At 71.9% G+C, this 10673-nt stretch carries 11 protein-coding genes; 4 read left to right on the forward strand and 7 right to left on the reverse strand.

The features are described 5' to 3' along the window. The first annotated feature begins 148 nt into the window (after nt 1-148). Together ACZ561_RS37200 and ACZ561_RS37205 are read left to right on the forward strand one after the other, a co-directional pair. On the forward strand, nt 149-637 hold the full coding sequence (locus ACZ561_RS37200; RefSeq protein ID WP_471004070.1) for a YbaK/EbsC family protein: 489 nt from the start codon (nt 149-151) through the stop codon (nt 635-637). Further along, nucleotides 634-1485: an EamA family transporter gene (locus ACZ561_RS37205; RefSeq protein ID WP_471004071.1), complete on the forward strand. Its 852-nt coding sequence runs from the start codon at nt 634-636 to the stop codon at nt 1483-1485. The genes ACZ561_RS37200 and ACZ561_RS37205 overlap by 4 nt, the downstream gene beginning before the upstream one ends. An 18-nt stretch (nt 1486-1503) precedes the next feature. Here ACZ561_RS37205 and ACZ561_RS37210 read toward each other — a convergent pair whose 3' ends face one another. Genes ACZ561_RS37210 through ACZ561_RS37230 form a run of 5 tightly spaced genes read right to left on the reverse strand, consistent with a single transcriptional unit; the run spans nt 1504 to nt 6073 of the window. Next, the gene (locus ACZ561_RS37210; RefSeq protein WP_471004073.1) at nt 1504-2274 is read right to left on the reverse strand and encodes an SDR family NAD(P)-dependent oxidoreductase; all 771 of its coding nucleotides are present in this window, start codon (nt 2272-2274) and stop codon (nt 1504-1506) included. Nucleotides 2275-2281: 7 nt separating this feature from the next. Then, nucleotides 2282-3490, reverse strand: coding sequence for a serine hydrolase domain-containing protein (locus tag ACZ561_RS37215; protein WP_471004075.1), 1209 nt, complete (start codon nt 3488-3490; stop codon nt 2282-2284). A gap of 45 nt (nt 3491-3535) precedes the next feature. After that, complete coding sequence (locus ACZ561_RS37220) at nt 3536-4291, reverse strand: energy-coupling factor ABC transporter ATP-binding protein (RefSeq protein ID WP_471004077.1); 756 nt, start codon at nt 4289-4291, stop codon at nt 3536-3538. Further along, nucleotides 4279-5040 carry a cobalt ECF transporter T component CbiQ gene (gene cbiQ, locus ACZ561_RS37225; RefSeq protein WP_471004078.1) on the reverse strand — a complete coding sequence of 254 codons (762 nt, stop codon included), beginning with the start codon at nt 5038-5040 and terminating at the stop codon, nt 4279-4281. The genes ACZ561_RS37220 and cbiQ overlap by 13 nt, the downstream gene beginning before the upstream one ends. 1 nt (nt 5041) lies before the next feature. Further along, nucleotides 5042-6073 carry an energy-coupling factor ABC transporter permease gene (locus ACZ561_RS37230; protein ID WP_471004080.1) on the reverse strand — a complete coding sequence of 344 codons (1032 nt, stop codon included), beginning with the start codon at nt 6071-6073 and terminating at the stop codon, nt 5042-5044. 133 nt (nt 6074-6206) lie between these two features. Here ACZ561_RS37230 and ACZ561_RS37235 point away from each other — a divergent pair, with 133 nt between their 5' ends. Both ACZ561_RS37235 and ACZ561_RS37240 read left to right on the forward strand, forming a co-directional pair. Next, nucleotides 6207-6566 carry an SsgA family sporulation/cell division regulator gene (locus ACZ561_RS37235; RefSeq protein ID WP_471004082.1) on the forward strand — a complete coding sequence of 120 codons (360 nt, stop codon included), beginning with the start codon at nt 6207-6209 and terminating at the stop codon, nt 6564-6566. Between the two features lie 37 nt (nt 6567-6603). After that, nucleotides 6604-7524 (forward strand): endonuclease/exonuclease/phosphatase family protein, encoded by a 921-nt coding sequence (locus ACZ561_RS37240; protein ID WP_471004084.1) that lies wholly within the window; start codon nt 6604-6606, stop codon nt 7522-7524. 209 nt (nt 7525-7733) lie between these two features. Here the strand turns inward: ACZ561_RS37240 and ACZ561_RS37245 are convergent, their stop codons facing one another. Continuing rightward, a complete protein-coding gene (locus ACZ561_RS37245; RefSeq protein ID WP_471004086.1) occupies nt 7734-9893 on the reverse strand; it encodes an MMPL family transporter in 2160 nt (719 codons plus the stop codon). A 127-nt stretch (nt 9894-10020) separates the two neighbouring features. After that, nucleotides 10021-10593 carry a TetR/AcrR family transcriptional regulator gene (locus ACZ561_RS37250; protein WP_471004088.1) on the reverse strand — a complete coding sequence of 191 codons (573 nt, stop codon included), beginning with the start codon at nt 10591-10593 and terminating at the stop codon, nt 10021-10023. Nucleotides 10594-10673: the final 80 nt, after the last annotated feature.

Raw genomic sequence — 10673 nt, forward strand, 5'->3', positions numbered from 1 at the left:
GTCCCGGAGGGATCGGCGTGACGCACGGGGCGCGCCCAGGCCGATCACAGGGGCGAGCCCAGAAGGAGATCGGGGCGGCTCGCGGGAGCGGGCCGCCCCGGACCAATCCATTCGCGTGGCCCGTACACGGACCGCTAGCGTGCGGGCCATGACCTCTCCTGAATCCCACGCGCACCCCCAGTTCGCCGAGGCCCTCCGCGAGCTCGGCCTCGATGTCGAGATCCGCCGCTTCCCGGACGAGACCCGCACCGCCGCGCAGGCCGCCGAGGCCATTGGCTGCGAGGTCTCCGAGATCGTCAAGTCGCTGATCTTCGCGGCGGACGGGGTCCCGGTGCTGGTCCTGATGGACGGCTCCTCACGGGTCGACGTGGAGCGGGTGCGCGAGGAGCTGGGTGCCGAGGCCGTGACGCGGGCCGACGCGAGGGTCGTGCGGGAGACCACGGGGTACGCGATCGGGGGCGTCCCGCCGTTCGGGCACCGCACCCGGACGCGGGTCCTGGCCGATCGGGGGCTGCTCGACCACGAGGTGGTGTGGGCGGCGGCCGGTAACCCGCACGCGGTGTTCGCCCTGGACCCCAAGTCGCTCATCGCCCACGCGGGCGGCGCGCTCGTGGACGTCCGCGAGCGGACCAAGTGACGCCGCTGGTCGCGGCGGCGGTACTGCTCGCCGCCGTCACCCACGCCGGCTGGAACGCGCTCGCCCACACGATCCGCGACCAGTTGCTCTCCTTCACGCTGATCGCCGGCGGCGGAGCGCTGATCGGCGGCGTGGCGGCCTTCTTCGTACCGCTGCCCGCGGCCGGGGCATGGCCGTACCTGATCGCGTCGGCCGTGCTGCACGTGGGCTACATGGCTCTGCTCATGCGGTCGTTCACACTCGGCGACTTCGGCCAGATGTACCCGATCGCCCGGGGTACGGCCCCGCTGGCCGTCACGTTCCTCGCGGCCGCCTTCGTCGACGAGATCCCGGACGGCTGGCAGCTCACCGGGGTCGCGTTCGCCTGCGCCGGTCTGACGGGCCTGGCCCTGTGGGGAGTTCGTGGCTCCGGCCGCCGCCCCGACTGGCCGGCGCTGCTCGCGGCCGGGGCGACGGGCCTGGCCATCGCGGGCTACACGGTCGTCGACGGCGTCGGCGTACGCGCCTCGGGCACCCCGCTCGGCTACATCGCCTGGCTGATGCTCCTGCAGGGCGCGGTCATCCCGGCGTACGCCCTGTGGACCCGGCGGTCCGCCCTCCTCCCCCAACTCCGGCCGCACGCCGTCCGGGGACTGCTCGGGGCGGCACTGTCGACCGCCGCCTACGCCCTGGTCCTCTGGGCCCAGACGAAGGCGGCCCTGGCCCCGATCGCGGCGCTGCGGGAGTCCTCGATCATCGTGGGCGCGGCCATCGGAGCGCTCTTCTTCAAGGAGCGGTTCGGCGGGCCGCGGGTGGCCGCGGCGGGTCTGATGGTGGTGGGCATCGGCCTGATGCTGCACGCGAGTTGACCGTCGCCGCCCTGGCCCCTACTCCCCCAGCACCTCGGCGAAGTGGGAGTTCACCGCGAGGAGCCCGCCGTCCACCCGGAGGTTCGTTCCGGTGATCCAGGCCGCGTCCCTGGAGGCGAGGAAGGCGACCGCCGCGGCCACGTCCTCCGGGGTGCCGACCCGGCCCAGGGGGTAGACGCGGTCGGCGAGCGCGGCCAGTTGCTTCTCGCGGGAGTGCCAGGCGCGGGTGGCGATCGTGCCCGGGGTGACCTGGTTGACCCGTACCCCGCGCGGGGCGGCGGAGCCCGCGAGGGTCCGGGTCAGGGAGGCGAGGCCCGCCTTGGCCGCGCTGTAGGAGTGGTTGCCGAAGTACGCCTCGGCGTTGACCGATCCGATGTTGACGATCGCGCCGCGCCCGCCCGCCGCCAGCAGGGGCAGCGCGGCCCGGGCGCAGCGGACCGCGCCCATCAGGGTGACGTCGAACTGCTGCCGCCAGCCGTCCTCGGGCTCGTCCTCGAAGGGACCGACGTCGGGCCGGTCCCGGGCGAAGGCGTTGTTGACGAGGACATCGAGCCCGCCGAACGTCTCCGCGGCGTACGCGACGGCGGCCGCCACCGACTCCGGATCACCCACATCGCACCTCACGGCACGCGCGCCCGGTAGCGCGGCGGCGGTCTCCCGCGCCACCTCCTCGTCCAGATCGGCGACCAGGACGCGCGCGCCCTCCTCCGCAAGCCTGCGCGCGGTCGCGGCCCCGATGCCGCGCGCCCCGCCGGTGATCAGTGCCGCGTACCCCTCGAACCTGTCCATGGGCCGATCACAGCACCGACCGCACCGCCCGCACCAGAGCCTGGGCGCGCGGGTCCGCCGTGACCGTCTTGCGCATTCCGTTCGTCACGTAGCCGAAGGCGACGCCCGATTCGGGGTCCGCGAAGCCCAGGGAGCCGCCTCGGCCGGGGTGGCCGAAGGACGTGGGGCCGAGCAGGGGGGAGGCCGGGCCGTGCAGCATGTGGCCCAGGCCGAAGCGGGTGCCGACCATCAGCACGCGGTCCGGGCCGGCGGACTCCTCGGTGCGGGCGAGGGTCAGGGTCGCCGGGGCGAAGAGGCGGGGGCCGCCGTCGACCGGGCCGAGTGTGGCGGCGTAGAAACGGGCCAGCGCGCGGGCCGTGGAGACGCCGGCCGAGCCGGGCAGTTCGGCCGCGCGGTAGAGCGGGTCGTTCTCGTCGGGCTTGGGGTCGACGGCGCCGAAGGCGCGGCGGGTGAGGGAGTCCGGGTCGCGGTAGGCCTCGGTCACCGAGCGCTTGGGACGCAGCTTCAGGGCCCCGCTACCGGGCGGGTCGATCTCCTCGACCGGGCCGAGGCGCCCGGCGCGGTGGGCCTCCTCGGGCGGCAGGCCTATCCAGAGGTCGAGGCCGAGCGGGCGGGCGATCTCCTCGGCGACCCAGCGGCCGATGGTGCGGCCGGTGACCCGGTGGACCAGGCCGCCGATCAGCCAGCTGAAGGTGTGGGCGTGGTAGCCGTGTGCCGTGCCCGGTTCCCAGACCGGGGCCTGCGCGGCGACCGCCGCCTGGGCGATCACCGGGTCGATCGCCTCGGCGAGCGTCAGCGGGCGGTCCAGGACCGGCAGCCCGGCCCGGTGAGCGAGCAACTGCCGGACGCTCACCCGGTCCTTGCCGGCCGCCTTGAACTCGGGCCAGTACGTGCCGACGGGGGCGTCCAGGTCGAGCTGCCCGCGCTGGTGCAGCAGCAGGGGTACGGCCGCCGCGACGCCCTTGGTGGCCGAGCGGACGACCTGCGCGGTGTCGATGGCCCAGGGGACCTCGCCGTCCACGTCGCGGGTGCCCGCCCACAGGTCGACGACCTTCATGCCGTCGCGGTAGACGGCGACCGCCGCGCCGCGCTCGCCCCGGTCGTCGAAGTTGCGCAGGAACGCGTCCCTGACCGGCTCGAATCCCGCCGCCACCGTGCCCCGGACGTCCACGTCCCACACTCCTTCTCGCTCGTTCCGGATCCGTCGCGCCCCCATGGTGCAACGCCGGACCGGGACCCCCGATTCCGGGGTCGGGAACGGTCAGGCGGCCGGGCGGGGGACGAAGCCGTACGGGAGCTCCAGCCGGTTGCGGGCCATCAGTTCCTCGTCGGCGAGGACGTCGGCCGTGGGCCCGTCCCCGGCGATCACGCCCTCGCTGAGGATGACCGAGCGCGGGCAGAGCTCAAGGGCGTACGGCAGGTCGTGGGTGACCATGAGGACGGTGACGTCCAGGGAGCGCAGGACGTCCGCGAGCTCGCGGCGCGAGGCGGGGTCGAGGTTGGAGGAGGGCTCGTCCAGGACGAGGATCTCCGGCTCCATCGCGAGGACGGTCGCCACGGCCACGCGCCGGCGCTGCCCGAAGGAGAGGTGGTGCGGCGGCCGGTCCGCGTACTCGGCCATGCCGACGCGTTCCAGCGCGCGGTGGACGACGGCCTCGAGCTCCGTGCCGCGCAGCCCGGCCGAGGCGGGGCCGAAGGCGACGTCCTCGCGGACGGTCGGCATGAACAGCTGGTCGTCCGGGTCCTGGAAGACGATCCCGACCTGGCGCCGGATCTCGGCCAGGTTCCGCTTCTCGACGGGCAGTCCTGCGACGGAGACCGTGCCGGCGCCGCCGGTGAGGATGCCGTTGAGGTGGAGGACGAGCGTCGTCTTGCCGGCGCCGTTGGGCCCGAGCAGGGCGACCCGCTCGCCGCGCCCGACGGTCAGGTCGACACCGAAGAGGGCCTGGTGGCCGTCGGGGTACGCGTAGGCGAGGCCGCGGACTTCGAGCGAGGGGGGAACGTTCACAGCGTCCATCCGAGGAGGCAGATCAGAAGTGCGGCGAGCGGCAGGGCAGCGGCCCGCGTCCACTGGGTCCGGGTGGCGGTCGCCTCGTCGATGACCGGCATGGACCCCGTGTACCCACGGCTGACCATCGCGAGATGGACGCGCTCACCGCGCTCGTACGAGCGGATGAAGAGCGCGCCCGCGGACTTGGCGAGGACACCCCAATGGCGTACGCCCTTCGCCTCGAAACCGCGCGAGCGGCGGGCGACGGACATCCGGCGCATCTCGTCGGTGATCACATCGCCGTACCGGATCATGAAGGAGGCGATCTGGACGAGGAGGGGCGGCAGCTTCAGCCGCTGGAGGCCGAGGAGCAGCGCGCGCAGTTCGGTGGTGGAGGCGAGCAGTACGGAGGCGGCGACGCCGAGGGTTCCCTTGGCGAGGACGTTCCAGGCGCCCCACAGGCCGGGGACGGAGACGGAGATCCCGAGGATCTCCGTCTGCTCGCCCGGGACCACGAAGGGCATCAGGAACGCGAAGGCCACGAACGGGATCTCGATCAGCAGCCGCCGGAGCAGGAACCCGGCCGGGATCCGGGCCAGCGCCGCCACGACACCGAGCAGGACGGCGTACAGCGCGAAGGCCCAGATCGCCTCGCGGGGCGTGGAGACCACGACCACGACGAAGGCGAGGACGGCGACCAGCTTGGTGTGCGGGGGCAGCGCGTGGACCGGCGAGTCCCCCCGCCGGTACAGCTTGTGCGTGTGCCCCGCTCCCATGTCAGACCTGGGCGCCGGACGCGGCGTCCCTGCGGCGCTTGACGGCCCAGAACGCGCCGGTGCCGACGGCGAGGGTCACGCCGACGCCGATCACGCCCGCGAGGCCGCCGGAGAGCCGGGCCGCCTCGACGCCCTTGACGCCGTAGTCGGCGAGCGGGGAGTCGGCCGCGGCGTGCTCCTCGACGTTCTTGTCGATGCCCTTGTCGGCGGCGACCTTCTCCAGGCCGTCGGGGCTGGCGGAGGCGTAGAAGGAGACGAAGCCGGCCAGGACCAGGGCGGCGACCACGCCGCCGATCCACACCTTCTTCGGGGAGCCGGGATCGGCGGGTGCGGCGGCCGGGGCCGCGTCGACCAGTTCGCCGTTCACACGCAGCTTGAGCGGGGTGCTCAGGCCGCGGGCGCCGTACACGAGGTCGGGACGCACGGCGACGACCGCGCCGACGGTCAGCATGGTGATGGCGGCCTCGCCGATGCCGATGAGCGTGTGCACGCCGACCATCGCGGTGAGCACCTTGCCGAGCGGTACGTCGGTGGTGCCGCCGAAGGCGTAGACGAGGGTGAAGGCGGCGGCCGCGGCGGGCACGGAGACGAGCGCGGCGACGAAGGAGGCGACGGTCACCGAGCGGCGGGTGCGCGGCAGGACGAGGACGAGGCCGCGGAAGAGCGCGTACGCGACGACGACGGTGACGACGCCCATGACGGTGATGTTCACGCCGAGCGCGGTGAGTCCGCCGTCCGCGAAGAGGATGCCCTGCATGAGCAGGACGACGGCGATGCAGAGCACGCCGGTGTACGGCCCGACGAGGATCGCGGCGAGCGCACCGCCGAGCAGATGTCCGCTGGTCCCGGCGGCGACCGGGAAGTTCAGCATCTGAACGGCGAAGATGAAGGCGGCGACGAGCCCGGCGAGGGGCGCCGCCCTCTCGTCCAGTTCGCGGCGGGCACCGCGCAGGCTGACGGCGACGGCGCCGACGGCGACGACACCGGCGGCGGCCGATACAGGGGCGTTGATGAATCCGTCAGGTACATGCACGTCCCGAATGATGAGTGTTCCTGCAAAGGACTTGCAAGAGCGCACAGATCACAGAAAGGCAGCGCTCGCCACGCGCGCGCCGGGAAATATGCGACATTAGGGGGTAAATAAGACGAGTGTGAGGAGTGACTCGATGTCCCCCACCGCGGACGACCGAGCAGTCGTGGATCACGCCAAGGGACGGATCATCACCGACGCCCCGCTCTCCCGCCCCGTCCCCGTCGCCCTGCGCTTCGATCCCGAGGCGGCTCCCGCCACCGTGCGCTTCGTCTTCCCCGGCAACATCGAGTGGTCTTTCCCGCGCGCCCTCCTGGAGACCGGGATGCGCGCCCCGACGCGGCGCGGCGACATCGGCGTCTGGCCCTGCGGCCGGGTGCAGACGGTGGTCGAGTTCCACACCCCGGACGGTGTCGCGGTCGTCCAGTTCGACACCACGGCCCTGCTGCGCTTCCTGAAACACACCTACGCCGTCACCGCGTCGATCGCCCCGTAGAGTTCCGTCGTCATCCTGACGATCATGGGGGATCCACTTGCGGAAGAGACTGTGGGGAGCGCTCGGCGCTGCCCTTCTGGCCCTGTCCGGCGCGACGGCGTCCGGGGCGACGGCGCAGGCCGCGCCCGCGGCGGCGACACCGCCGCCGGGGACCAACCTGCAGGTCATGAGCTGGAACATGTGCGGCGTCGAGCGGTGGGGATGCACGGGCACCGGCACGGCGGCGGAGAAGTCCGACGTGGTGAAGCAGTACGTGCAGAGCCATTACGTGCAGGCCGTCCTGCTCCAGGAGGTCTGCGCGAGCGGTCTCGACGACCTGATGACCAAGCTCGGCGCGGGCTGGAGCAAGAGCTTCGCGCCGTACCACTGGTCGCAGAAGGGCGTGCGGACGCCGAGCCCCTGCGCGACCGGCGCCGGCTCCGACCCGAACGACCTCGTCGGCACCGCGATCGTCGTCAAGGCGGGCCTCGCGGACGCGCAGCAGTACCCGACGACTCAGCCCTGGACCGGGCTCAACCCGCCGTTCCAGTGCGCGACGGCGACCTACTTCGGCGTACGGCTCTGCAGCGTGCACGTGTCGACGAAGAACGCCAACCCGGAGCACCCGGACTGGGACTACCGCGACGACCAGCTCGCGGAGATCAAGCAGGTCGTCTCCGGCTTCCCGAAGGTGGCCTTCGGCGGCGACTTCAACGCGAGCCCGCCGGACCGGCCGGGCAACCCCGACGCCTGGATCTGGCCGACCGGGCTGTACTCCCAGGGTCCGGGCACCCCCGGCTACCAGGAGTGCGACCAGCAGGGGTCGGTCCGCGACGGCCGGAACACCCACGACGGCGGCTGGAAGCTCGACTACCTGTTCAGCAGCGAGGCCCGGCGGTGGTGCCTGGTCGCCGACACCCCGCGCTCGGACCACCACGTGGTCATCGAGAGCCTGACGATCACTCCCCCGGCGGGCTGAGACCGCCCGGGTCCCGGCGGACCGAGCCGCCGGGAACGCGACCGCGCCGTCACCGTGTCGGTCTCGACGCGATGACGGCGCGGTGCCGCGTCGGCTCCCCGTCCCCACAGGTTCCGGCGCGATCCGGGATCCGCTCTCCCCCGCTGAAGCGGCTCCACCGGAGCGGCTTCAGCCGCGCCCCATGCCGGCCGCCCCGGGGTTCATGAGGCTCAGACCTTCACGAGCTCACGCTCGGGCTCCTGGGGCCCGGCGTCCTCGGTGACCAGGCCCTCGCCCTCCACGTCGACGTTCGGCAGCGCCTTGTCCAGCCACTTGGGCAGCCACCACGCCTTGTGGCCGAGCAGGGCCAGCACCGCCGGGACGATCGCCATCCGGACCACGAAGGCGTCGAAGAGGACGGCGACGGCGAGACCGAAGCCGATCATCTTGATCATCTGGTCGGTCATGCCGATGAAGCCGGAGAAGACCGCGATCATGATCACCGCCGCGGCGGTGACCACCCGGGCGCTGTGCCGGAAGCCGGTCACGATCGCCTCGCCGGGGCGCTCCCCGTGGACGTACGCCTCGCGCATCCGGGTGACGAGGAAGACCTCGTAGTCCATCGCGAGACCGAAGACGACACCCACCATGAAGATCGGCATCATCGACATGATCGGGCCGGTCTGCTCGACCCCGAACAGAGACCCGAGCCAGCCCCACTGGAAGACCGCGACGACGGCGCCGAGGGCGGCGACCACCGAGAGCAGGAAGCCGAGGGCCGCCTTCAGCGGGACCAGGATCGAACGGAAGACCACCATCAGGAGCAGGAAGGCGAGTCCGACGACGAGTGCCAGATACGGCACGAGCGCGTCGTTCATCTTCTGCGAGAAGTCGATGTTCATCGCGGTGGCGCCGGTGACCAGGACGTTGTCGCCGGTCGTGTCCCGGATGTCGTGCACCAGGTTCTCGGTCTCCACCGAGGAGGGACGGTCCTTCGGGATCACCGTGATCATCGCGGTGTCACCGGCCTTGTTGGGCGTCGGCGGGGTGACCGCCACGACCCCGTCCAGGCCCTCGATCTTCTTCACGGTGGAGTCGGCCACGGCCTTGTCACCGTCGACGACGACCATCAGCGGCCCGTTGAACCCGGGGCCGAACCCGTCCGACAGCAGGTCGTAGGCGCGGCGCTCGGTGGCGGAGGTGGGCTTGACGCCGTCGTCCGGCAGACCCATCTCCAGGGAGGCGGCCGGCAGGGCGATCGCGCCGAGGCCGAGGACACCGACGAGCAGGACCATGACCGGGCGGCGGATGACGAACCGGGCCCAGCGGGTGCCCATGTTGGGCTTGTCGTCGGGCTTCTTGAGCCCCTTGCGCTCCTTGCGGCCCACGACCTTGGCGCCGGCGAAGCCGAGCATGGCCGGGATCAGGGTGAGCGCGATCAGGACGGCGATCACGACCGTGCCGGCGGCGGCGAAGCCCATCTTCGTCAGCATCGGGATGTTCACGACGGCCAGGCCGACCAGGGCGATGACCACGGTCAGACCGGCGAAGACGACGGCCGAACCGGCCGTGCCGACCGCGCGGCCCGCGGCGTCCTCGCGCTCCCTGCCGTCGGCGAGCTCCGCGCGGTAGCGGGAGACGATGAAGAGGGCGTAGTCGATGCCGACCGCGAGGCCGATCATCATCGCGAGGGTGGAGGTCGTGGAGCCGAGGTCCAGGACGTTCGCGAGCGCCGTGATCGAGGAGACTCCGATGCCGACGCCGATGATCGCGGTCAGCAGCGGGAGTCCGGCGGCGACCAGCGAACCGAAGGTGATGACGAGCACGATGCCGGCGATGACCACACCGACGATCTCGCCCGCGCCGGTCTCGGGCATGGTCTGAAGGGCGTCACCGCCGATCTCGACGGTCAGCCCCTTCCCCTGCGCGTCGTGACCGGTCTTCTGCAGCGCCTCGCGCGTCGCGTCGGTCAGCTCCATGCCGGAGACCTTGTAGCTGACGGAGACGTAGGCGGTCGAGCCGTCCTTCGAGACCGCCTGGGCGGTGTACGGGTCGGTGACCTGGGCGACTTCGTCGGAGCCGGCCTTCAGCTCGCCGACGACATCCTGAACCTTGGCCTTGTTGGCCGGGTCGGTCATCTTCTGGCCCTCGGGGGCCTTGAAGACGACGCGTGCGGTGGCCCCGTCGGCGTTGCCGCCGGGGAAGCGCTGCTCGAGGAGGTCGAAGGCCTTCTGGGCCTCGGTGCCGGGTATCGAGAAGGAGCTGGAGGTCGCGGCGGGCGCGGTGGCGGCACCGACCCCGGCGAGCGCGAGGAGCGCCACCCAGAGGAGGGCGACGAGCCGTCGGCGCCGGAAGGCGGAGCGACCCAACTTGTAGAGGAACATGGCCACGGGGGCGTACTCCCATTTCGTGGTGGGACAGGGCATGGGGAGCCGGCCCGACGGCGTGAGCGGTGCGCAGCGTCAGGGGGTGCGGGTGAGGATGTATCAGTGGTACCGGCCGGGGAGCCGGTGCCGGTCAGGCGCCGAGTGAGGGGAGCACGACGGCGTTGACGTAGTCGGTGATGAAGGCGCGGTCGATCGGCTGGTCCTCGATCAGCGGACGGGCGACGAACGCCCCGATGATCATGTGCGGGACGAACTTCAGTGCCGGGTTGTCGGCGCTGATCTCGCCCCGCGCCACCGCTCGTTCCAGGGTGACGCGCAGATTGCTCATCTCGGGTTCGATGAGCAGTTCGCGCAGCGCCTGATGCAGGTCGGGGTTGGCGTGGACCGCCTGGGCGAGGCCGCGCATCAGCGCGGTGTCCTTCTCCATCTGGCAGTCGTCGGTCAACTCCATGATCGCCTGGAAGTCACCGCGCAAGGTGCCCGTGTCGATCTCGGCCAGCTTGATGGGCTTGTTGTCGCGCAGTGCCGTGGCGACCAGCTCGGGCTTGCTCCCCCACTGGCGGTAGAGGGTGGCCTTGCTGGAGTGGGTGCGGGCGGCGACGGCGTCCATGGTGAGGGCGTCGTAGCCGACCTCGCGCAGGAGGTCGAGCACAGCTCCGTACAGCTCGGACTCACGCTCTGGTGTGAGCCTGCTGCGAGCCATGACCGGTCTCCATCCGAACGAAACGGTTTCGTACACCTCGAAAGTACCCCACCGCCCAGCGAAACGAAACCGTTTCGTAC

The organism is Streptomyces sp. NPDC039609, assembly GCF_055596705.1.

Coding starts and splice junctions, on each gene's coding strand:
- ACZ561_RS37200 (WP_471004070.1), top strand. CDS start 149: ATGACCTCTCCTGAATCCCACGCGCACCCCCAGTTCGCCGAGGCCCTC.
- ACZ561_RS37210 (WP_471004073.1), bottom strand. CDS start 2,274: ATGGACAGGTTCGAGGGGTACGCGGCACTGATCACCGGCGGGGCGCGC.
- ACZ561_RS37215 (WP_471004075.1), bottom strand. CDS start 3,490: ATGGGGGCGCGACGGATCCGGAACGAGCGAGAAGGAGTGTGGGACGTG.
- ACZ561_RS37220 (WP_471004077.1), bottom strand. CDS start 4,291: ATGGACGCTGTGAACGTTCCCCCCTCGCTCGAAGTCCGCGGCCTCGCC.
- cbiQ (WP_471004078.1), bottom strand. CDS start 5,040: ATGGGAGCGGGGCACACGCACAAGCTGTACCGGCGGGGGGACTCGCCG.
- ACZ561_RS37235 (WP_471004082.1), top strand. CDS start 6,207: ATGTCCCCCACCGCGGACGACCGAGCAGTCGTGGATCACGCCAAGGGA.
- ACZ561_RS37250 (WP_471004088.1), bottom strand. CDS start 10,593: ATGGCTCGCAGCAGGCTCACACCAGAGCGTGAGTCCGAGCTGTACGGA.